This is a genomic window from Chitinophaga eiseniae (assembly GCF_012641265.1).
In the GTDB taxonomy this organism is placed as follows: domain Bacteria; phylum Bacteroidota; class Bacteroidia; order Chitinophagales; family Chitinophagaceae; genus Chitinophaga; species Chitinophaga eiseniae_A.
Map to the genome: position 1 here is coordinate 359,327 of NZ_JABAHZ010000003.1, position 23,793 is coordinate 383,119.

General features: G+C 47.7%; 19 protein-coding genes. 8 read left to right on the forward strand and 11 right to left on the reverse strand.

Features of this window, described 5'->3' with window-relative positions:
* Window positions 1-87: 87 nt before the first annotated feature.
* From HGH91_RS15280 to HGH91_RS15320, 9 genes are all read right to left on the reverse strand, one after another.
* Window positions 88-669, reverse strand: a complete 582-nt coding sequence (locus HGH91_RS15280) for a GNAT family N-acetyltransferase (protein ID WP_168739549.1) — start codon at window positions 667-669, stop codon at window positions 88-90.
* Window position 670: 1 nt separating this feature from the next.
* Window positions 671-1,735 carry a M20 family metallo-hydrolase gene (locus HGH91_RS15285; RefSeq protein WP_168739550.1) on the reverse strand — a complete coding sequence of 355 codons (1,065 nt, stop codon included), beginning with the start codon at window positions 1,733-1,735 and terminating at the stop codon, window positions 671-673.
* 3 nt (window positions 1,736-1,738) lie between these two features.
* Window positions 1,739-2,527 (reverse strand): acetylglutamate kinase, encoded by a 789-nt coding sequence (gene argB, locus HGH91_RS15290; RefSeq protein ID WP_168739551.1) that lies wholly within the window; start codon window positions 2,525-2,527, stop codon window positions 1,739-1,741.
* Window positions 2,524-3,480 (reverse strand): N-acetylornithine carbamoyltransferase, encoded by a 957-nt coding sequence (locus HGH91_RS15295; RefSeq protein WP_168739553.1) that lies wholly within the window; start codon window positions 3,478-3,480, stop codon window positions 2,524-2,526. Before HGH91_RS15295 ends, argB begins: the two co-directional genes overlap by 4 nt.
* A gap of 75 nt (window positions 3,481-3,555) precedes the next feature.
* Window positions 3,556-4,683: an aspartate aminotransferase family protein gene (locus HGH91_RS15300; RefSeq protein WP_168739555.1), complete on the reverse strand. Its 1,128-nt coding sequence runs from the start codon at window positions 4,681-4,683 to the stop codon at window positions 3,556-3,558.
* Window positions 4,684-4,712: 29 nt separating this feature from the next.
* On the reverse strand, window positions 4,713-5,696 hold the full coding sequence (gene argC / locus HGH91_RS15305) for an N-acetyl-gamma-glutamyl-phosphate reductase (protein ID WP_168739557.1): 984 nt from the start codon (window positions 5,694-5,696) through the stop codon (window positions 4,713-4,715).
* Between the two features lie 11 nt (window positions 5,697-5,707).
* Window positions 5,708-6,898 (reverse strand): argininosuccinate synthase, encoded by a 1,191-nt coding sequence (gene argG / locus HGH91_RS15310; RefSeq protein ID WP_211092309.1) that lies wholly within the window; start codon window positions 6,896-6,898, stop codon window positions 5,708-5,710.
* Window positions 6,899-6,948: 50 nt separating this feature from the next.
* Entirely contained in the window at window positions 6,949-7,728 is a 780-nt protein-coding gene (locus HGH91_RS15315; RefSeq protein ID WP_168739559.1) for a GNAT family N-acetyltransferase, read from the reverse strand.
* A gap of 514 nt (window positions 7,729-8,242) precedes the next feature.
* The gene (locus HGH91_RS15320) at window positions 8,243-10,312 is read right to left on the reverse strand and encodes an alpha-L-fucosidase (protein ID WP_168739560.1); all 2,070 of its coding nucleotides are present in this window, start codon (window positions 10,310-10,312) and stop codon (window positions 8,243-8,245) included.
* 256 nt (window positions 10,313-10,568) lie between these two features.
* On the opposite strand from HGH91_RS15320, the gene HGH91_RS15325 reads away from it, so the two are divergent.
* Window positions 10,569-11,963 carry a Gfo/Idh/MocA family protein gene (locus HGH91_RS15325; RefSeq protein WP_211092310.1) on the forward strand — a complete coding sequence of 465 codons (1,395 nt, stop codon included), beginning with the start codon at window positions 10,569-10,571 and terminating at the stop codon, window positions 11,961-11,963.
* A gap of 76 nt (window positions 11,964-12,039) precedes the next feature.
* Here the strand turns inward: HGH91_RS15325 and galK are convergent, their stop codons facing one another.
* Together galK and HGH91_RS15335 are read right to left on the reverse strand one after the other, a co-directional pair.
* A complete protein-coding gene (gene galK, locus HGH91_RS15330) occupies window positions 12,040-13,203 on the reverse strand; it encodes a galactokinase (RefSeq protein WP_168739561.1) in 1,164 nt (387 codons plus the stop codon).
* 150 nt (window positions 13,204-13,353) lie between these two features.
* Window positions 13,354-14,673: a sugar MFS transporter gene (locus tag HGH91_RS15335; protein WP_145671519.1), complete on the reverse strand. Its 1,320-nt coding sequence runs from the start codon at window positions 14,671-14,673 to the stop codon at window positions 13,354-13,356.
* A gap of 197 nt (window positions 14,674-14,870) precedes the next feature.
* On the opposite strand from HGH91_RS15335, the gene HGH91_RS15345 reads away from it, so the two are divergent.
* The 7 genes from HGH91_RS15345 (at window position 14,871) to HGH91_RS15375 (ending at window position 23,733) form a co-directional block, all read left to right on the forward strand.
* Complete coding sequence (locus HGH91_RS15345) at window positions 14,871-16,787, forward strand: MFS transporter (protein ID WP_211092311.1); 1,917 nt, start codon at window positions 14,871-14,873, stop codon at window positions 16,785-16,787.
* Window positions 16,759-17,724, forward strand: coding sequence for an ROK family protein (locus tag HGH91_RS15350; RefSeq protein ID WP_145671520.1), 966 nt, complete (start codon window positions 16,759-16,761; stop codon window positions 17,722-17,724). Before HGH91_RS15345 ends, HGH91_RS15350 begins: the two co-directional genes overlap by 29 nt.
* Window positions 17,725-17,769: 45 nt before the next feature.
* Entirely contained in the window at window positions 17,770-18,825 is a 1,056-nt protein-coding gene (locus HGH91_RS15355; protein WP_168739562.1) for a N(4)-(beta-N-acetylglucosaminyl)-L-asparaginase, read from the forward strand.
* A gap of 62 nt (window positions 18,826-18,887) precedes the next feature.
* On the forward strand, window positions 18,888-19,643 hold the full coding sequence (locus tag HGH91_RS15360) for a copper homeostasis protein CutC (protein ID WP_168739563.1): 756 nt from the start codon (window positions 18,888-18,890) through the stop codon (window positions 19,641-19,643).
* 109 nt (window positions 19,644-19,752) lie between these two features.
* On the forward strand, window positions 19,753-20,637 hold the full coding sequence (locus tag HGH91_RS15365) for an alkaline phosphatase (protein ID WP_211092312.1): 885 nt from the start codon (window positions 19,753-19,755) through the stop codon (window positions 20,635-20,637).
* A 7-nt stretch (window positions 20,638-20,644) separates the two neighbouring features.
* Entirely contained in the window at window positions 20,645-21,415 is a 771-nt protein-coding gene (locus HGH91_RS15370; RefSeq protein ID WP_168739565.1) for an endonuclease/exonuclease/phosphatase family protein, read from the forward strand.
* A gap of 26 nt (window positions 21,416-21,441) precedes the next feature.
* Complete coding sequence (locus HGH91_RS15375) at window positions 21,442-23,733, forward strand: beta-N-acetylhexosaminidase (protein WP_168739566.1); 2,292 nt, start codon at window positions 21,442-21,444, stop codon at window positions 23,731-23,733.
* The last annotated feature ends 60 nt before the right edge of the window (window positions 23,734-23,793 follow it).

Consider the following 23,793-nt stretch of genomic DNA (forward strand, 5'->3'; position numbering starts at 1 on the left):
CTATAGTTTTTTTCACGCAAAGCAGCAAAGGTGCAAAGGAATACTCCTATAAACTTAGTTCAAAAATCTTTGCGCCTTTGCGTGAACTTAAAAATCATATTTACCAAATACCCGCTGTTTCACGTCAGGCCACTCTTCCCGAAGCATACTGAAATACACGGTATTGCGTATCCTCCCGGTACTGGTGATCATGTGCCGGCGAAAAATGCCTTCCTGTGTGCAGCCGAGGCTCAGGATAGCATTGCGCGATTGTGTATTCAGCTCATCGGTTTTGAATTCTACCCGGTTCAGGTCCAGCTCCTCGAAGGCGTACCGCAGCATGGCATATTTCATGGCCTTGTTCAGCCCGGAGCCATGCAGGGAAGGGGTGATCCAGGTAGCGCCGATTTCCGTGCGTTTGTTGGGCAAAGACAGTCCCATATAACGGGTAGATCCCACCACCCTGTTTTCCTGTTTGTCGATGATTACAAAAGGAACAGATAAACCCGCCGCCCGGTCTGTCAGGGCAACCTGGATATATTTCTCCAAATCCTCCTTACGGTCGATCGTATACAGTTGGATAGCCCACAAGGAAGCATCCGACGCAATTTCCCATAAGGCATCCAGGTGCGATGCCTGTAAAGGCTGCAGCAACACGCGTTTATTCTCCAGTACGGGCTCGAAGTTCATGTTATTGTATCATTTCGAGTAAACGGATATAACTGTCAATACCATCCTTTATCTCCTGCAAATGAATGTACTCATCGGCAGTATGAGAACGGGCGGAATCGCCAGGCCCCATCTTTACAGAAGTGGCTGGAATCAATGCCTGGTCGGAGGTAGTAGGGGAACCGTAACAGGTTTTTCCTATGCTGATACCTGCCTGAACAAATGGGTGATCCATCGGGATAAATGAAGGCCGCATACGGGTAGACCTTGGCTTTACCTCGCAGGATACATTTGCCCGGATGATATCCAGCAACTCTTCCAGGGTATATTGATCTGTAGCGCGTACGTCTACTACAAAGGAGCAGTCGGCAGGCACTACATTATGTGCTTTGTTAGAAGTATTGATAACGGTTACGCTCATTTTCACCGGTCCCAGTGCGTCTGATACTTTCGGGAAGCGGTAATCTTTAAACCAGTTCAGATCAGGTAATGCTTTGTACAGCGCATTTTCTCCTTCTTCCCTGGCAGCGTGACCCGCCTTACCGGTGCTGGTGCAATCGAGCACCATCAGGCCTTTTTCTGCCACCGCCAGTTGTGTTTGGGTAGGCTCTCCCACGATGGCAAAGTCGATAGCAGGTAATCGTGATAAAATACTTTCTATCCCGTTGGGGCCGCTGATTTCTTCTTCTGCCGTGGTAGTGAGAATGATGTTATAGCTAAGATCACTGCGATGGTAAAAATGCAGGAAAGTAGCTACCAGGCTCACTACGCAGCCACCGGCATCATTGCTGCCCAGCCCGTACAGTTTACCATCTTCCACATCCGGACTAAATGGGTCGCGGGTATATTGCGGGTTGGGTTTTACCGTATCATGGTGGGAGTTCAGCAGTATATTACGCTTGGCGGGGTCGTAATGTTTATTGAAAGCCCAGATATTATTGAGATGCCGCTCATGCGGAATATCCATGGCTGTCAGGAAATCACTGATCAGTTGTGCGGTGCCGTCTTCTTCCCGGCTTAATGAAGGAGTAGCGATCATCTGTTTCAACAGCGCCACGGCCACATCATATAATTTTTCGTTCCACATAGGTTAGCATATTAAAGTACCTGCTACTTTCGCTGTTGTATTACTCAGCACATCATCTGCATGTCCTATCAGTACTTCTTTCACGCCATTGCCAATAGCTCCGAAAGCATTTTGCAGCTTGGGTAATATCCCATCTGACAATACTTTCTCTGCTAATAACTGCTGGTAAATTTCCTGGTTGATCAGGTTAATCACCGCTTCATCATCGTTCGGATCACGCAATACGCCTTTCTTTTCAAAGCAATAAATCAACCGCACGCTATAGAAGGCGGATAGGGCAATGGCCAGGGAAGAGGCAATGGTATCTGCATTGGTATTTAAGATCTGTCCGTTACCGTCGTGGGTAAGCGGTGCAAATACTGGCGTAACACCTGCTTCCAGCAAGGTTTGCAGGGGCGCAATGTGCAGTTTTTCGGTATATACATCTCCTACAAAACCGTAATCAATTTCCTTTACAGGTCTTTTTACGGCAGGGATGATGTTAGCATCTGCGCCGGTTAAACCGATCGCATTACAGCCATTGGCCTGCAATTTGGCCACCAGCTGTTTGTTTACCAGTCCACCGTATACCATGGTCACCACATCGATGGTGTCTGCATCGGTGATACGGCGTCCATCTACATATTTAGATTCGATCCCCAGCTTATCACCGATACGGGTAGCGATTTTTCCGCCGCCATGTATCAGGATTTTCTTACCGGGTATTGCTGCAAACTTCTCCAGGAAGGTTTGCAGCAATGCCGGGTTATCGATTACGTTTCCGCCTACTTTAATGATAAATAAGTCAATCATAATGATCCTTTCAGTATTTCACTCAAAACAGCCTGGGCAGCCCATACGCGGTTGCCTGCTTCTTCAATCACAATAGATTGAGGACCATCCAGTACTTCGTCTGCAATGACTACATTCCTTCTTACAGGCAAGCAGTGCATCACTTTAGCGCTATTAGTGAGTGCCAGTTTCTTATTGGTAAATGTCCAGCTGGGATCTGTACAGGTAATTTTACCATAATCATGGTACGACGACCAGTTCTTCACATATACAAAATCCGCATCCTGCAGGGCTTTATCCTGGTCGTATTCAATACGGGCATTACCGGAAAATTTCTCATCCAGCTCATACCCTTTCGGATGAGTAATTACGAAGTCTGCTTCTCCCCAGGCATTCATCCATTGGGCAAATGAGTTGGGAACAGCCTGTGGCAACGCCTTTACATGAGGCGCCCAGGTCATCACCACTTTAGGTTTACGGGCCTGCTGCCAGTTCTCCTTGATGGTAATTACATCCGTTAAACTCTGCAAAGGATGCAGGGTAGCGCTTTCCAGGCTCACCACCGGTACCCCGGCATACTTAATAAACTGGTTGATATACTTCTCTGTATAATCTTCTTCTTTATTCTTTAAACCAGGAAAAGTACGGATAGCCATGATATCGAAGTACTGCCCCATTACGGCGGCCGCTTCTTTAACGTGTTCGGTAGTATTTCCGTTCATCACTACTCCGTCATTCATTTCCAGCGCCCATCCTTCCTTGTCGATGTTAAACACAATAGCTTCCATACCCAGGTTCTTCGCTGCAATCTGTGTACTTAACCGTGTTCGCAAACTGGGATTCAGGAATATCATTCCCACTGTTTTATGCTGACCTAATTCCTTATCCCTGAAAGGATCTTTCTTGTAGTTCAACGCAATGTCCACCAACCGCGGGACACTGGGAACATCTGCTGTAGAAATAAATTGTTTCATTTCGCTTATAGGCTTTAAACAGGTAGTGGAAAGATTTTAAAGGCACACTACCTGCTATATGTACTGTTTGTATGGTTACTTACTTAATTCTTTTCTGAAAGCGGCGAGGAACTCATCGGCATGTGCTTTGGTCAACGCCAGTGATGGCAGCAAACGGATCACATTAGGTTTGGCTTCACCGGTGAATATCTTATGTGTATGCAACAGTTCCTTTCTCACATGCGCCAGTTCTGCAGGTAGCTCAATACCAATCATTAATCCCCGGCCTCTTACTTCTATTACCTTATCAAAAGTGCGCAGTTGCTCCATCAGGTAAGCGCCAACGGCAGCGGCATTTTCAACCAGCTTTTCTTCCTGGATCACTTCCAGTACGGCCAGTGCTGCGGCACAAGCCAGGTGATTACCACCAAAAGTGGTACCCAGCATGCCGTATACCGGCTGGAATTTAGGTGCAATACTGATGGCTCCTATCGGAAAACCATTACCCATTCCTTTAGCCATGCTATAGATATCGGCCTGCACGCCTGCATGATCGTGAGAATAAAACTTACCGCTTCTACCATAACCACACTGTACGGAATCTGCGATAAACACCGCATTATGCTGGTCGCATAAAGTCCGGATTGTCCGCAGGAATGATTCGCTCGCTACATTGATACCGCCTACACCCTGTATCCCTTCAATGATCACAGAAGATACTTCATATTGCTGGAAAGCCTGTTCCAGCGCTGCTTCATCTTCCCATGGCAAAAACACCACGTTGTCGGTTTCATTTACCGGCGCTACAATCTTCGGATTATCGGTGGCGGCTACTGCCAGGGAAGTTCTGCCGTGAAAGGCTTTTCTGAAAGCAATGATCTTCTTTTTACCGTTGTAAAAAGAAGCCAGTTTCAACGCATTTTCATTGGCTTCTGCACCGGAGTTACATAAAAACAGCTGGTAGTCTTCTTTACCGGATACTTTACCCAGCATGGTGGCCAGTTGCTCCTGCAAAGGCATCTTTACTGAGTTGGAATAAAAACCTACTTTATGCAGCTGGTCTGTTAACCGTTTTACATAATGCGGATGCGTATGACCAATGGAAATTACGGCGTGTCCACCGTACAGGTCCAGGTATTGTGTTCCCTTATCGTCCCAAACGTTGGATCCAAGGGCTTTTTCTATAATTATATCATTAATAGGATAAACATCAAAAAGTTTCATGTTGGCGAAAAATTAAAATGGTAAAACATTTAGAATACGATGGACTTCAGTTTCAGTCCCGCCGTTTCATCCAGTCCGCATACCAGGTTCATGTTTTGTACGGCCTGGCCGGAAGCGCCTTTCAGCAGGTTATCTTCAATGGAGTGGATCACCAGTTTATCGCCCACTTTTTCCAGTTGAATTAAGCATTTGTTGGTGTTCACTACCTGCTTCAGGTCTATCTGTTTTTCGCTTACATGGGTAAACGGATGACCGGCGTAAAAATCTTTATACAGCTTTACAGCGGCCTCCAGTGTTAAGTCGGTGTGCAGGTACGATGTTACCCAGATACCTCTTGGGAAATCGCCCCGTACCGGCACAAAATTAACTTCACCATCGAAGCCCGGCTGCAAGAGCTGCAGGCTTCGTCGTATTTCTTTCAGATGTTGGTGGCTCAGCACTTTATAAGTAGAAATGTTATTGGCTCTCCAGGTAAAATGAGAAGTGGACTGGAGGCTTTGTCCCGCGCCGGTAGAACCGGTAATGCCGGTGGTATGTACTGCTGTCAGCAGCCCTGCTTTAGCCAGTGGCAGCAGTCCGAGCTGGATGCCGGTGGCGAAGCAACCGGGATTGGCAATGTTCTGCGCGGTTTTAATTAAGTCGCGCTGCATTTCCGGCAGTCCATATACAAAAGTCCGTCCTTTCACGGTTTCGCCTAAACGAAAATCCTGGCTGAGGTCAATTATTTTCACATGGTCTGCTATATCTGTTGCCTCCACGAATTTCTTAGATTCGCCATGGCCCAGGCAGAGGAACATTACATCAATATCGTTGCTTAGTTCGCCGGTAAATAATTGTTCTGTTTCCCCCAGCAGATCGGCATGTACAGCGTATAGCGGGTTACCTGCATTGCTACGGCTATGTACATACGAAATGGTTACATCCGGGTGGTTCAATAAAAGCCGGATCATCTCACCGCCTGTATATCCTGCGCCACCGATGATACCTACTTTTATTTTTTTATCGTTTGCCATTACCTGCTGATTTAGATAGAATTTTTAACCTGGTGCCAGATCATGGTCTGGTTACCGAAAATTTTGCTGAACCCTCTTACATCTTCTCCGCTCCAGCCGCTGTTCATTTCACCATATTTACCAAACTTGCTGCTCATCAGGTCGTACGGAGAGTTGATACCGGTTACCTGGAAGCGGTAAGGCATCAGGGTAACGAATACTTCACCGGTTACATTTTCCTGGGTGTTTTGCAGGAAGGCTTCAATGTCGCGCATTACCGGGTCCATGATCTGGCCTTCATGCATGTAGTTGCCGTAGAACTGTGCCAGTTGGTCTTTCCAGCTCAGCTGCCATTTGGTGAGTACATGTTTTTCCAGGGCGTGGTGCGCTTTGATGATCACCATTGGTGCAGCAGCTTCAAAGCCTACGCGGCCTTTGATACCGATGATGGTATCACCTACGTGGATATCGCGGCCAATGGCAAACGGACCCGCGAGGGTTTGTAAATATTGAATGGCTTCAGAAGGGTGACCGAATTGCTGATCGTTCACTGCTTTGAGCTCTCCTTTTTCAAAAGTTAATTTTACTTGTTCTTCGCCTTGTTTGGTAAGCTGGGTAGGCCAGGCGGCTTCCGGCAGCATACCATTGGAAGTCAGGGTTTCTTTACCTCCTACGGAAGTTCCCCACATACCTTTGTTGATGGAGTACATGGCTTTCTCGAAGTTCATGTCTACTCCTTTGGACTTCAGGTAGCTGATTTCTTCTTCGCGGCTCAGCCTCATGTCGCGGATCGGGGTGATGATTTCCACACCGGGGATCATGATATGAAATACCATGTCGAAACGTACCTGGTCGTTACCAGCACCGGTGCTACCGTGCGCGACTGCGTCGGCACCTACTTCCTTCACATATTCCGCGATGGCCAGTGCCTGGCTCATACGCTCTGCGCTTACGCTCAGTGGATAAGTATTGTTCTTCAGTACGTTACCAAAGATGAGATATTTGATTACGCCGTCATAATAAGAACGTATCGCATTAACAGTTTTATGACTTTTAACGCCCAGGTTGTAAGCGCGCTTTTCAATTTCCTGCAGCTCTTCTTCAGAAAAACCGCCAGTGTTAACGATCACTGAATGCACTTCATATCCTTTCTCTTGGGTCAGATATTTTACGCAATAGGAAGTATCAAGTCCTCCGCTAAATCCCAGTACTACTTTTTTCATTATGACATCTTTTTTTATAATTCCAGATAACAATATTTACATACCTGTAATCAGAACAGGAAAAATTTCTTTTTAGATCCGGTGGCGCCACCTTCTTTTTTGCTGTTGAGCAAAACAAATCTTTTAAAACGCAACCATCGCTCATACAATCTTATATTTCCTTTAAATCTGCGACGGCGGCGTTCGTGGTGCATGTGCCCGCTGGCGTTGACAGACAGCTGTGGCGTAGCAGGGGTAGCTTCGGCGGCCGCTTTTTCCGCCATTGCCTTTTCTTCTGCTTCCTTCAGCTTTTCCAGCGGATCGTATAACATGGCTGTGCAGAGACAATTCTTCCGCTGCTTGCTGGTGAGGATATCGAAATTCACACAACTGCGGCATCCTTTCCAGAACTCCTCATCATCGGTCAGCTCAGAATACGTTACCGGCTCATAGCCCAGCTCTGAGTTGATTTTCATTACTGCCAACCCAGTCGTTAATCCAAAGATTTTAGCCTCAGGATATTTCTCCCTGGACAGTTCAAATATTTTCTTTTTAATCGATTTAGCTACGCCATGGCCCCTGAAAGCGGGGTTTACAATAAGACCGGAGTTGGCCACGAATTTCTCATGTCCCCAGGCTTCTATATAGCAGAAACCCACCCAGTCACCTTTGTCCGTAACAGCAATCACGGCTTTACCTTCCTGCATTTTCAGCTCTACATAAGCAGGGGAACGTTTTGCAATACCTGTTCCTCTTGCTTTGGCAGATGATTCCATCTCGTCGGTGATGGTATTTGAATAGTGAATATCGTCAGGAGTGGCTACCCTAACGATGATATGTTGATTTTCCAACTTTTTAAATTGAAATCGTGAATCAATAAACTACATTGAAATTCCATTACTGGAAGGCTCACCGGAGGATTGGGGAATCACGGTGCGATAGCGGCCAATATGTTAGACAAGCGCTATCAAATTCTAGGTCGTCGGGAAAGGAATCTAAAGACATTGAACCCAACAGAATATACCCCTTTGTTTAAAGCGGGATGATATGCAGAGATGTTGGTATGAGTTGCGGTTTTTTCCAACTTCAGTTCAGCGTTAAATTGTTATAAATATTGTCTTTAGTTTAGATTATCGGCAAAGTTATAACAATATCTTTTTAAATAGTCGAATTTTTTTTGCCGAAGCAGGAATTTTAACAAACCACCTCCCTGGTGTCCGGGTGACACGCAAAAGCAAGTCTTATATATTATCATTTTTTACGTTGAATATGAAAGAGATGGGCGAAGACAAGCACGGCATAACCCGCTCCTGTCTTCGCCCATCTCTTTTTTCATACTCACTAAATATATGGGTACCGGGCTCCTTACCGGGTAATCACTCCCAGTTCGGCAATTCCGGCCCAATCCTGCGCGGCGTCTGCCGGCGCTACCGCCACAAAACGGATATAGCGGGCTGCTGTAGCCTTGAAAGGCACATTTTGCTGCACAGGACTATTTTTAATATTGGCAAACTGCCCGCTGGCCACTGGCTTACCCCAGTTTTTACCATCGGCGCTGGTGTAAAATTCATATCCATATACTATACCGCCCAGGGATTCGCCCGTAGCTGGTGTATAGGTAAATCCTTTCAGGGAAAGGGTTTCACCCAGGTCTACCTGGAACTCATGCGGATATTTGGCCGTCGCCTGGCGATCCGTCAGATATATGGTAGCCTTGTTACCATCTATCGCAGCTCCCGCTTCATGGTCCTTTGCTGCTGCATCGGCCTGTATTACCTGCCATTTGGCAGGCGCCACATCAAAAGCAGCGGTAGCCAGGTCGCTGGCATTACCATTCTTCAGCAACGCCTTCGCTTTTACAGTACCTCCCTTCGGCAAGGATAATTGGGTATTTTTGTCAAATACGGGCGACTTCACCCCAGGCATGCTGCCATCGGTGGTAAAGTGGATCACCGGATCAGCCGACGCACAGGTAATATTAATATGCCCTGCTTTATCCCGGCTGATCTCCGGAGTAGCCAGCACGCCAGGCGCCTTATACAGCTGCACTTCGCTGATCACCGGCGCTGCCTTGGCATCCAGGATATTGATACGCACCTGCGTGGTGGTATAATCCGGTAACAGTAATATGCGTTTATGGCCAATAGTGGTTTCCCTCGCCACTTCCTTCATCTTCCCATTTTCCAGTATTTCTACACTAAAGGCCTTTACCCGCTGTCCCAGCGCAATGTATTCCTGCAGCACTACACGGTTAAAAGTAACCGGCTTTTTATAGGTCAGGGTAATTGCAGCAGTAGTGGCATCATCACTGGTAGCCCAATAGGTACTGTTAGTTCCATCGTTGAGGTGGGCTACTTTCACCGCCGCGTTATTGCTCCGCGTATGGGTGGCAGTCACCATGGCCTGTTTTGCCAGGTTGTTTTTGAAGGTAGCATCCAGCACGCGGCGCAGCTCCATCAACCGGGTAGAATCGTTTGGATGAATGAGCCCTTCCCGGTCTACCGGCACATTGAGGATCAGGTTACCATTGCGGCCCACGGAACCATAATAGATATCCAGCAGGTGGGATATTGACTTTACTTTATCGTTGGTATCCGGACTATAGAACCATCCTGGGCGGATAGACACATCGCATTCGGCAGGGATCCATTGTTCGCCGTCCTCATTACCTTCGTTCAGCGATTTGGTAGGAGGGCCTCCGGCACCGGGCGTAAAGCCCTTTACATGGAGCGTGCTCCAGTTGGTAGTGCCGGCAATACCATTTTCGTTACCTACCCAGCGGCAACCAGGACCTACATCGCTGAAAATAACGGCATTGGGCTGATTCTTATATACTACGCTGTGAAAAAGGTTCCAATCATATGGTTGTTTGATATTGCCCCCATTGGCGCCATCGAACCATTGCTCAAACACAGGGCCGTAGCCGGATAACACTTCGTTGAGGGTATTGGCAAATACCTGGTTGTAAGTAGCAGTGCCATATTCGGGGTGATTACGATCCCAGGGAGAAAGGTATACACCGAACTTCAACCCGTATTCTTTACAAGCAGCTGAAAGCTCCGCCAGCACATCCCCTTTTCCATCTTTCCAGGCGCTTTCCCGTACGGTATGCGTGCTGTACTTGCTGGGCCACAAGCAAAAGCCATCATGGTGTTTGGCCGTAATTACAATCCCTTTCATACCAGCCAGTTTGGCGGTACGTGCCCATTGACGGGCATCCAGGTGAGTGGGATTAAATACTTTCGGGTCTTCATCTCCATGTCCCCACTCTTTATTGGTGAAGGTATTGGGACCAAAATGTATGAACATGTAATATTCCATGTCATTCCAGGCCACCTGCGCTTTCGACGGCAAGCTGCCATAGGGTTTGATCTCCTGGGCCATTGCGATATTAAAGCCCAGCAAACCTGCAAGGAGTAACGTCTTTTTCTTCATTAACAGCAGTAAATTTCAGATTACGGATGAAAGCGAAGATATACCAGATAATTTTACAGATCCAATCCCAAATTCCCTATTCATAATTCAATTTTCACCTTCGCATGATATGGAGGCCTGGCGCTTTTTCCACCAGTCCTACCGTTTATCACAAAAATGTAAGAATATTGTGGGTAGGGATAGTATAGATAAAGCAATTTTTATAAATTTAGTCCCTCCTTAACGTATTAATGTATACGCTGATAAACTTTGAACAATGATTAAACAACCACTGCATCGCAGAAGCTTTCTGAAGAACACAGTAGCTGCAGGCGTAGGTCTCTCTATGCTCGGCTCTTCAGCCAAATTATTTGCCAATGAGAAGAAACCCAAAGTAAGAATCGGTGTTATTGGCGTGGGCGCACGCGGACTGGGCCACCTGAATTTCTTCCTTCACCGTGAAGATGCGGAAGTAATTGCTTTCGCAGATCCGGATACTGCATTCACTGTTCCGAAGGCAAAAGCCATGATCGAAAAAGCCTACGGCACTAAAAAGAAAGTAGCAGAATACACCAACGGTCCGGAAGATTTCCGCAACCTGCTAAAACGCGATGATATCGATGCAGTGGTGATTGCTACCCCCTGGGAATGGCACTCTATCATGGCTATTGCCGCTATGAAAGCCGGTAAAACACCTGCTGTGGAAGTATGTGGCGCCTCTGATATCCAGGAATGCTGGGAACTGGTAAATACCAGCGAACAAACCGGTATCCCTGTATTTGGTATGGAAAACGTATGCTACCGCAGAGACGTAATGGCCGTACTGAACATGGTACGCCAGGGTTTATTCGGTGAACTGATCCACCTGCAGGGCGGCTACCAGCACGACTTACGCGGCGTGAAATTCAACAACGGCAAGCAATATTATGGCGGTGGTGTAGAATTCGGCGAAAAAGGCCTGTCTGAAGCTAAATGGAGAACTAACCACTCTGTACACCGCAACGGTGACCTGTACCCTTCCCATGGTCTGGGTCCAATCAACAACATGATCAATATTAACCGCGGTAACCGTTTGCTGTCGCTCACTTCCGTAGCTACCAAATCACGCGGCTTACATAAATACATTGTTGACAATGGTGGCGAAAATCATCCTAATGCCAAAGTAGAGTTTAAACTGGGCGATATCGTATCTACCCTGATTAAAACCAACAATGGCGAAACCATCATGTTATCGCACGACACCAACTCCCCGCGCCCTTACTCCCTGAACTTCCGCGTACAGGGTACCAATGGCCTGTGGATGGACGACCAGCAGTCTGTTTACGTTGAGAAAAAAAGTAAATACGACGAATGGGAAAAAACCGGCGATTTCAAAGATGCTGAAAGCTACTTTGGCAAATACGACCACCCGCTGTGGAAGAAATATGCCAACGACGCAGCAGGCGCTGGTCACGGTGGTATGGACTGGTTTGTACTCAACTCCTTCCTGGAATGTGTAAAACGCGGTGCGCCATATCCACTGGACGTATACGACATGGCTACCTGGTACGCCATCACGCCATTGAGCGAACAATCTGTGGCAGAAAGCGGCAGCGTACAATTCATTCCTGACTTCACCCGTGGTCGCTGGATGAACAGAACGCCGATTTTTGCACTGGACGATCAGTACTAAAAACATATACCACATAAAACGAAAGCAGCGAATGAACCAGGTTCATTCGCTGCTTTCGTTTTATATTATCTTATGTTTAGGCTTCTGCTGCCACGGCAGCTCCTACCTTCACGCCATCTTCAATAGTGGTCACATATACCTCCGGTGTTTTGCCATATTGCGTTTCGTAAGCTGATTGCACATAGGCCACGAAATCATCCACCTGGTCGGCTTTTACCAGATTGATGGTACAACCGCCAAAGCCTCCACCCATTACACGCGCGCCGGCTACTTCTTTTCTTTTCTTTGCGAGCGATACCAGGAAGTCGAGTTCCGGGCAGCTTACTTCGTATAATTTGCTCAGTCCTTCGTGGGTAGCGTACATCAGCGTACCAAACTGCTGCAGGTCGCCCTGTTTCAATAAGGTAGTGGCATCCTGTACCCGCTGTATTTCAGCAATCACATAGGCACAGCGATCGTATACTTTAGGCGGCAATTGCCCCTGTACCTCGTTGAGCATAGCCATGGTGGCATCCCGCAGGGATTTTACGTCCGGGTGGCCTGCCTGTATAGCTTTTACACCCTCCTCGCATTGCTGGCGGCGAACGTTGTATTCTGAAGACGCCAGGGAGTGATGTACCATAGAGTTACACAGTACAATTTTATAATCAGGGAAGTTAAACGGGAAATATTCAAAGGAAAGGCTGCGACAGTCCAGGCGCATTACCTGGTTCTTTTTACCGTGCAGGTTGGCAAACTGGTCCATGATACCACATTTCACACCAGGAAAGGTATGTTCTGCCTTCTGACCGATGAGCGCCATATCCATCCTTCCCAGCTCATAACCAAACAGGTGGTCCAGCGCGGCTACCAGGCCACCTTCCACCGCAGCGGAGGAAGACATGCCCGCTCCAACCGGGATATCGCCTGCTACCACGCAGTCAAATCCCTGTACGGGTAATCCACGTTCCTGTAATTGGAATACTACGCCCATGAGATAGTTAATCCATCCCGGCGTAGGCTTTACATCATCCAGCGAAAATGATACGGTTTCATTCATGAATACCGCATGGGCATTACATTGCCGGGTATTATTGAGCGCAATAGCGTAGACTATTTTCTTGTCGATAGCTGCTGGTAAAACAAAACCATCATTGTAATCAGTATGCTCTCCTATCAGATTGATTCTTCCTGGGGAAACAACCATTAACGGCTCTTTTTCAAATAAGTGGATAAACTGCTCCCTGGTGTTCTGTATCATTCAAAAAATATTAAACGTAAAATTTACACCTAAAAATATAAATAATGATTCAGAAAAAAAAGCAAAAAACTATTGAGGCGAATGACCAGGGGATTTTAATATCCGCCAGGGTCATTCGCCTCAATAGCTTTATGTTTTGAGCCTTCGGCTCTATTTTCCAATCTTATCTCCTACTAATGCATAGAAGAGAATGTAGATATAGCAGGGTACCATGCAGTACAGGAAGGCGTGTCTGAAGTCGATGCTGGCGCTGTACAGGAAACTGAACATGCTGTGTTGATCGAACATGCCGCTGTAGATCTGGGGGATCACACCACCACCGGCGATACCCATGATCAGCAGGGCGGAACCGATTTTGGTAAAGCGGCCCAGGCCATCGATCGCCATGGGGAAGATGGCAGGCCACATCAGGGCGTTGGCCAGACCCAGCAAAGCGATAAAGGTTACCGCGGAAAAACCGGTGGTAAAATAAGCAGCAGTGGTAAACAGTACGCCAAGGATGGCGGAAATCTGTAATCCTTTTTTACCGCTGAGGTATTTCGGAATAGTAGCGATACCGATCACATACCCTACCAGCATAGCTACCAGGGTAAAGGTGGTGAAGTATTTAGTATCGTCGACACTCATACCCAGTGATTTACCATATTGACCAATTACGTCACCGGCCATTACTTCCACCCCTACATATACAAAGATGCAAAGCACACCCAGTACCAGCTGCGGAAACTGGAATACGCTGGTTTTGCCGGTAGTAGCGGCTGCAGTGGATTCATCTTCTGTATTGGTATCAATTTCAGGTAAGGAAGAACGTTTGAGCAGGAAAGCCAGGATGGTTAATACGATGGCGATAGCTACGTATGGCCCGATAACGCGGGAAGCCAGGCTATCCAGTAGGGCATTTTTCTGCGCCGCATCTACAGCTGCTTTGATATCAGCTTCCAGTTTTTCAGCTCCTTTTAATACGATAGAACTGAGGATCAATGGCGCTAATGCACCAGCGCTTTTATTACAGATACCCAGAATACTGATACGTTTGGCCGCACTTTCTTTAGGTCCGATGATACTGGCGTAAGGGTTGGAAGCGGTTTGCAGTAAAGATAATCCGGCTCCCTGGATAAATAACCCGGTCAGGAACATACCAAAACTACGGGCATTGGCAGCAGGGATAAACACCAGCGACCCGATGGCTATAATCAGGAGTCCTAAAGCCATCCCGTTCTTAAACCCTGTTTTATTCAGGATCATGGAAGAAGGGATAGAGAGGAAGAAATAGGCCATGTAAAAGGCCATGGTTACCAGGAGCGCCTGCGATACATTCAACTCACACACTATCTGGAAAAACTGGATCAGGGTGCCATTGAGCCAGGTAACAAACCCGAATACGAAGAACAATATGCCGATGATGGCCATTGATTGCGCATACCCGGCCTGCTTGGAAGGTACGTTCATTGTTACTGTTTGGTTGGACATAATCTGTCTGAATTATTTTTTTTGATAAGCGCGAACATAGTCAAACTTCTCCTATATTTCTTGTATATTTCGCAAATATTTTTGCTAAAACGTTTTACCTGAATAGTAAATTGCAAGAATTATTTTACTTTTTAAAAAATTTTAAAAAAATAATTATACATTTATCCGGCAAAATTTCACTGTAACTTAACACGTTTATGACTCAGCAATCAAAACAAACCGCACAAAGCACTCATCCTTCGTTCTTTGTGCTTATTCTGGTTTTCTTTTTCTGGGGATTTCTGGCTGCGTCCAACAGTATCTTTATCCCTTTTTGCAAATCGCACTTTAACCTTACCCAACTGGAGTCTCAACTGATCGACTTCTCTTTTTACAGCGCCTACTTTATCGGCTCCCTGATCCTGTACCTGGCATCTACGGCGAGAAAAGTAGATATCCTGAATAAGATCGGGTATAAAAAAGGTATTATCTACGGTTTATTGATCTCTGTACTGGGATCAGTGATTATGATTCCATGTGTCAACAAAGAAAAGATTGTTCCCATTAAGGAAACCATCGCAGACATCAACGGTTTCCAGGTAGATCAACAGTTACAGACTTCTGACCACCAGGTGAAAATCCGCCGCGAGAAAGAGGCCGGCACTTACGCCCTGCTGATCAGCAACAACGAATCAGCGGAAAAGTATACTTCTAACACCCAGCTGGCTTCCGCAGTTTCCGGAGGCTTTGCCAAAGACGATGAGCATCACCAGTATAAGGCTACCTTCACCAAAGCCAACCTGGAAAAGGTGATTACTGTACTGGATACAGACTATAAACAAACAGTTACTTTCGGTTATTTTGCCCTGATCCTCATGGCCCTGTTTATTGTGGCTTTAGGATTTTCCCTGCAGCAAACAGCTGCCAACCCATTTGCCATCCTGCTCGGCGATCCCGCCAAAGGTGCACACCGTCTGAACCTCGCAGGTGGTATCAACTCATTCGGTACTACTATCGGGCCCATTATCGTGAGCATGCTGCTCTTCGGCAACATTAAAGGAGGAGACGTAAGTACAGATATCAGCAAGATCAACACCTTATACTTCCTGCTGATAGCCCTGTTCCTGATTGCCGCAGCCATCTTTGCTTTTGTGAAGATGCCGGAAAGCCAGGACACTGAAGCGTTTGAGTCTTCGCCTAAAGCTACTAAATCGCTACTGGGTATCACCTTCATGTTCATCCTGATCCTCATGGGATTGGTACTGAAATTTGAACTGCCGCTCTTCATCGCCGGCATCATAGGTATCATCGGTATCCTGTTCTACACTAAAATATCGTCTGCCAATAACAGTGAAGGCTGGGGCGCCATGAAATACCCTCAGCTGATCCTGGGTATGCTGGCCATCTTCATTTATGTAGGGGTAGAAGTAACCATTGCCAGTAACCTCGGCGCCTTGCTGAAACATCCGGGCTTCCTCACGGAAAAAGGATTGGCAGAATCAGAACTGGATCCTTACGTTTCCCTGTTCTGGGGCAGTATGATGATTGGCCGCTGGACCGGCGCCATCAGCGTGTTCAATGTTTCCAAAACCGTACGTAACATATTGTGTGTAATCGTTCCGTTTGTGGCATACGGCGTAATTCTTGGCGCCAACAGCATTAAAGGCAACGACATCACGGTATTATTCCCCTATGCTATCTGTATCGTAGTACAGATTATCGGCTTCTTCGCAGGACAGGATAAACCTGCCAAAACCCTGATGGTCTTCGGTCTGCTGGGTGTGGCCTCTATCCTTATCGGTTTATTCACTTCCGGTCAGCTGGCTACTTTCGCCTTCATCAGTGGCGGATTATTCTGCTCCGTGATGTGGCCCAGCATCTTCGCCCTGTCTATCGCAGGTCTGGGTAAATATACAGGTCAGGGCTCTGCCTTCCTGGTAATGATGATTCTTGGTGGATCACTGGTACCTCCGGTACAGGGTGGTCTGGCAGATATTTCAAGCATTGGTATTCACGCCTCTTACATGATCCCGGCGCTGTGCTTTGCTTATCTCGCGTTCTTCGCATTTAGAGTTAAAACCATTTTAAAATCTCAAGGAATTGATTATGAGTCAGCAGTTAGCGGTGGGCATTGATATTGGAGGCACTAACACCAAATTTGGAATTGTAGATCGCAGGGGAAATATTTTATGTGATGGTCGTATGTTGACCAACCAGCATGAAGAAGTATCTTGCTTTCTCGATGAATTACACGGACACCTGGCTACGCTGATTGAGCAGGTGGGAGGTATTGAAAATATAAAAGGTATCGGCGTAGGCGCCCCCAATGGCAACTACTATACCGGTAATATTGAATATGCGCCAAACCTGCGCTGGAAAGGGGTAGTTCCTTTAGCCAGTTTGCTGGAACAGAAATTTGGCCTGCCTACCGTACTCACCAACGACGCTAATGCCGCTGCCCTGGGAGAACTGATTTATGGCGCTGCGAGGGGCATGAAAGACTTTATCGTGATCACGCTGGGTACCGGCGTAGGCAGTGGTATCGTTGCCAACGGACAGCTGATTTATGGTCATGATGGTTTTGCCGGGGAACTGGGTCACTGTATCGTGCTTCCAGGAGGCCGCTACCATCCGGGTACCGGCGCACACGGCTCGCTGGAAGCCTACGCTTCCGCTACCGGTGTTACCAACACCGCCATCGAGTTCCTGGCTACCCGCCCGGACACTCCCAGCCTGATGCGCGAACATACCAAAGAGGAAATCAATTCCAAGCTCATCTATGAAGCTGCCATGAAAGGCGATCCGCTGGCCATGGAAGTATACGAGTTCACCGGTAAAATACTGGGTGAAGCCCTCGCCAACTTCGTGATGTTCTCCAGCCCCGAAGCCATCGTACTTTTCGGCGGTCTTACCAAAGCGGGCGACCTGATCATGAAACCTGTGCGGGAACATATGGAAAAGAACCTGCTCCCCATATTCCAGAATAAAGTTAAATTGCTGTTCTCTGAACTGAGAGAAAGCGACGCAGCTATCCTGGGCGCCAGCGCACTGGCATGGGAGATGAAAGACTAGCTGCCGCCACGGTGTTGCAAGCTAAACGCATATAAAATGCTTTTTATGAAAGATAGAAGATCATTCCTGAAAACAGCGGCCCTTGGCGCCGCTGTTTTCTCTTTGGATGGAGTAACGGGAACGCCTGCACGTTCACAGGGGAAAAATAAAATCGTAAAGGGAAAGCCCATCGTGGTATCCACCTGGGATTTTGGACGTGCCGCCAACGCCGCTGCCTGGGAAATCCTGAAAAAAGGAGGACGCGCCCTCGACGCCGTGGAAGCAGGGGTTAGAGTACCCGAAGCCGATCCCAATAACCACACCGTAGGCTATTCCGGCTATCCCGACCGCGATGGCCGCGTTACCCTCGATGCCTGTATCATGGACGAACACGGCAACTGCGGCTCCGTAGGCGCCCTCGAACATGTTACCCACGCCATTTCCGTAGCCCGCATGGTGATGGAAAGAACGCCACATGTAATGCTCGTAGGCGATGGCGCCCTGCAGTTTGCACTGGCCAACGGCTTTCAGAAAGAAAACCTGCTCACGCCGGAATCTGAAAAAGCATGGAAGGAATGGCTCAAAACATCGGAATATAAACCGGTTATCAATATAGAAAACAAATCATACACACCCACCAACGGCGCTACCGCATTCAATCCGCTGATGCTGCCAGGGAATGTGTATAACCACGATACCATTGGCATGGTAGCCATGGACGCCGAAGGCAATCTCTCCGGCGCCTGCACCACCAGCGGTATGGCCTTCAAATTACACGGCCGCCTGGGAGATTCTCCTATCATCGGCGCCGGCCTCTATGTGGATAATGAAGTAGGCGCTGCTACCAGCACCGGTGTGGGGGAAGAAGTGATTAAAATTGTAGGCAGCCACCTGGTCGTGGAACTGATGCGCCAGGGTTATCCACCGGAAAAAGCCTGCAAGGAAGCAGTAGAACGTATTGTGAAAAGAAGCCCTTCCAAAGCAAAAGAAATCCAGGTGGGCTTCCTCGCCCTCAATAAAAAAGGCGAACACGGCGCCTATTGCCTGCAAAAAGGATTCAACTACGCCGCTTGCACCAGCGACACCAGCAATATTTTAATTGATGGTAAACATTACTTCTAGCAATTCATTACGGGCCATCAGCCGCTGGTAGCGGCTGATGGCTATCTCCTAAAAACAATCATATGGCTTTTACCCTCGAAATATGCGCCGCATCCCTTGCAAGCTGCATCGCTGCCGTAGAAGGAGGTGCTAACCGCATAGAACTCTGCGACAACCTGCTGGAAGGCGGCACCACACCCAGCTATGCAACCATTGCACTGGCCAGGGAAAAAGTAAAAATAGATCTCTACCCGATTATACGCCCACGTGGCGGCGACTTCCTCTACTCCGACCTGGAGTTTGAAGTCATGAAAAAAGATATTGAGCTATGCAAACAACTGGGCTGTAATGGCGTAGTGATCGGCATCCTGCTACCCAATGGCCGGGTAGACCAGGAAAGATGCCGCATACTCACTCAACTCGCATGGCCCATGGGCGTTACCTTTCACCGCGCATTCGACATGACCGACAACCCGTTTGAAGCACTGGAAGATATTATCTCCATTGGCTGCGAACGTATCCTCACCTCCGGCGCCCGCAATACAGCAGTAGAAGGCGCCGCTCTCCTCAAAGACCTGCTGGAACGCGCCAACGACCGCATCGCCATCATGGCCGGTTCTGGCGTACGCGCTACCAATATTGCACAACTCATCCAAACCACTGGCATTACCGAATTCCACACCACTGCCAAAGCTTACGAAGAAAGTAAAATGGTGTACAGAAATCCCAATGTAAGCATGGGCGGCATTCCCGGCGTTCCCGAATACGGTATCTCTGTCACCCAGGAAAAAGAAGTCGCACTAATCCGTGAAATTGGCGAGAAAACATTATTATCTTAGCCCTCATTGTTTAGCTGACTATCCTGTTTTTAGCTGGTTGTATCTGAAACCCTTATTTATTAATTATAAGCTGGCAGTCACGGGCTGACCACAAAAAGTGAACAACGAAATGAAAAGACTAATCATTGCAACGGGCTTGTTGCTTGGCGGATTTTTTGCGCAAGCCCAAATCAAAGGGGTAAAACATGTCATCCTGATTGGCATGGATGGCTTTGGGGCATACTGTTTTCCCAAGGTCGACAACCCCAACATGAAACAAATGATGCAGGATGGCGCATGGACGCTTCAGGCCCGCAGTGTACTACCTTCTTCCAGTGCGGTGAACTGGGCTTCCATGGTGATGGGCGCTGGCCCCGAATTACACGGCTACACCGAATGGGATAGCAAAAAACCGGAACTGCCCTCCCGGGAACTCGACCAGTATGGGATGTTCCCCTCTATCTACACCCTGCTGCGGGAACAAAAACCCCAATCAGAAATCGGTGTCATATATAGCTGGAGCGGAATCGGGTATCTCTTCCCAAAAGCAGCCGTGAATAAGGAACTGGCCTGTCATGATAACGATAGCCTGGCTACAGCCGCCTCTATTGCTTATATTAAAGAAAAGAAGCCGGACTTCCTGTTCATCCACTTCGATGAACCTGATGGCACCGGGCATAATATCGGGCACAATATTCAGCCTTACTTTGACCAGGTACACAAAAACGATGTGCTGTTGGGACAAATATTACAGGCGGTGAAAGATGCCGGCATGTGGGATAATACTATCATCCTGCTCACCGCAGATCATGGTGGTATCAACAAAGGACATGGTGGTAAAACTATGCAAGAAATGCAGATTCCCTGGATTATCCGCGGACCCGGCATCGCTAAAAATAAAGAAATTAAAAGCAGTGTAATGACCTATGACACTGCGGCTACGCTCGCCTGGATCTTCGGTTTAAAAACACCGCAGGTATGGACGGGCAAACCAGTAAAGGAAGCCTTTAAATAACAATGCTATGAAAAAAATGCTGCTGAGTACCCTGGTATGTTTTACCACCTTGACACTTTTTGCACAGGTACAAAAAGTAAAGGTATTGACCTATAACATTCATCATGCAGAAAACATGAAGCAGGTACTGGACGTACAGGGCATCGCCAACGTAATACTGGCCACCAATCCCGACCTGGTGGCACTACAGGAAGTAGACAGTGTTACCGGCCGTACCCACCAGTCAGATCAGCTCAAGGAGCTGGCATCCATCACGGGCATGTATACCTATTTCGTGAAAGCGATGGACTTCGATGGCGGCGGATATGGCACCGGTATCCTTTCCCGGTATCCCATCAACAGTAGCACTACCCTGCCATTACCTTCCACCAAAGGCAATGAGCCCCGGGCAGCCGGCATTGTTACCGTGAAATTACCCGGCAACGACAGCACCCTGAGCTTCGTCACCACCCACCTCGATGCAGGAAAGCGTGCCACCGATCGTATTGCACAAGCCAATGCGCTGGCCACCTACTTCAAAGAAACTGCTACTCCTGTGATCATGGCGGGCGATTTCAATGCGATCCCTGCTGCTAAGGAGATAGCTGTACTCAAAGAAGTATTTTCCGACGCTACCACCCAGATGGGACCGACCTTCCCATCGGATACGCCGAAGATCAAAATAGATTATATCATGACAGCCCCCAAACACAAATGGACCGTGGTGGCAGCACGTATTATCGAAGAAACCGTGGCTTCCGATCACCGGCCCGTACTCTGTGAACTGGAGCTGAAATAATAGAAAAAACAATCCATTATATGACAATGAAAAACTTATTACACCTATGCCTGGTCGCCGCCTTCGCAGGATTGTGGGGCTGTTCGGGCACGCAAAGTGTTACCGCTCCCAAAGGCAAGGTGAGCATCATTCCTGTGCCGGCAAGCATCAGCGAAAAAGCCGATTCTTTCCTGCTGGATAAGCAAACGATCATTGTAGCCAACAACGAAAGCGACAAAAAAACTGCCGCTTTGTTCAACACATGGCTCAAAGAACTCACCGGTTATGAACTGGCTGTTAAAGACCAGGGCGATAAAAATGCGATTATTCTCCATACCGGCAATGACACCACTAACGCAGAAGGATATACGCTGAACACTGACCACAATAACGTTACCATTAATGGTAACAGTGGCGCCGGTACTTTCTATGGCGTACAGACCTTAATCCAGTTATTACCGGTAGAAAAAGCCCATGCCCTGTACATTCCGGGCGTAAGCATTACAGATGCTCCCCGCTTTGCCTACCGTGGTATGCACCTCGATGTGGGCCGCCATTTCTTCTCTGTTGATTTCATCAAGAAGTATATCGACCTGCTGGCCATGCACAAGATGAATACCTTCCACTGGCACCTGACAGAAGACCAGGGCTGGCGCATTGAAATCAAAAAATATCCCCGCCTCCAGGAAATTGCTTCCAAAAGGAAGGAAACCATGGCTGGCCGTTACGCCGATAATAAATATGATGGCAAGCCTTATGGTGGCTATTATACCCAGGAGCAGGTAAAAGAAGTAGTGAAATATGCGGCTGATCATTTTGTAACCGTTATCCCGGAGATAGAAATGCCAGGCCACTCACTCGCAGCGCTCACTGCCTACCCTAACCTGGGATGTACCGGTGGCCCCTACGAAGTAGGCACCCGCTGGGGCGTATACGACGACGTATACTGCGCCGGCAACGACAGTGTATTCCTGTTCTTACAGGATGTGCTGGATGAAGTAATGGAGCTGTTTCCCAGCAAATACATTCATATCGGTGGCGACGAATGCCCGAAAGTACGTTGGGAGAAATGTCCTAAATGCCAGGCCCGCATGAAACAGGAAGGCCTGAAGGATGAACATGCCCTGCAGAGTTATTTCATTCACCGGATGGAAAAATATCTCAATAGCAAAGGCCGTCAGATCATCGGCTGGGACGAAATCCTGGAAGGCGGCCTGGCCCCCAATGCCACGGTGATGAGCTGGAGAGGCATTGAAGGAGGTATTGCGGCCGCTCAGCAAAAACATGGCGTGATCATGACGCCTGGCGAATATTGCTACTTCGACCACTACCAATCTAAAAGTCCCAACGAACCATTGGCTATTGGCGGCTTCCTGCCGGTAAGCCAGGTATATTCCTATGAGCCAGTGCCAACGGAACTGAGCCCTGAAGAAGGAAAGTATATCAAAGGCGCACAGGCCAACCTGTGGACAGAATACATTGGCAACACCGATTACCTGGAGTACATGGCTTATCCACGCGCCTGCGCACTGGCAGAGGTATTGTGGTCTCCTAAAGACAAGCGTAACTACGACAACTTTGTGGACCGTTTGAAAGTACATGTAAAACGGCTCGATCTGAAAAAGGTAAATTATGCCAAGCATGTATTTGAAGTAACCGGTAAAGCGGTTGATAATGGTAAAGGTGGCGTGGAAGTAGTGCTGGCCGCTAAATTAGACGGTGGCAAAATATTTTTCACGACCGATAGTACCGCTCCTACCCCTCAGGCGACTCCTTATACACAACCTGTACAGATCACCAAATCAGGTACCGTGCGGGCGCAGGTATTCCTGGATGGCAAACCTTTTGGCGGTGAGTATAACCAAACATTCCTCTTCCATAAGGGTATCGCCAAAAAGGTAACACTGGCTACCGCCCCCGACAAGAGCCATAGCCCTGTCAGCAACTTTATACTGGTAAACGGTATTGAAGGTAATGCGGCCTATAACGATGGCGAGTGGTTCGGATTTAAAGGCGGTGATATGCAGGCAATAGTAGAACTGGATAGCTTACAGGATATTCACCTGGTAGGTATTAACACCATCAACGCAAAAGGCGATTGGATTTATCCTCCCAAACAGGTTATCTTCTCTGTTTCGGATGATGGCAAAACCTTTAAGGAAGTGTATAAACAAAATACTTTCGCGCAACAGGGTATTAATAAAGTGCGGGGACAACTGCAGCAGGTGCGCGGCCGTTTTGTGAAAGTGCAAATGCAGAATTTTGGTAAGATTCCTGCTGGTGCAGCAGGAGCTGGAAATGGCGCCTGGCTGTTTGCTGATGAATTTATCATCAACTAGAAAAATAGAAAACCGTTAGTGCAATTACACTAACGGTTTTCATCTTATGACTCCTACACC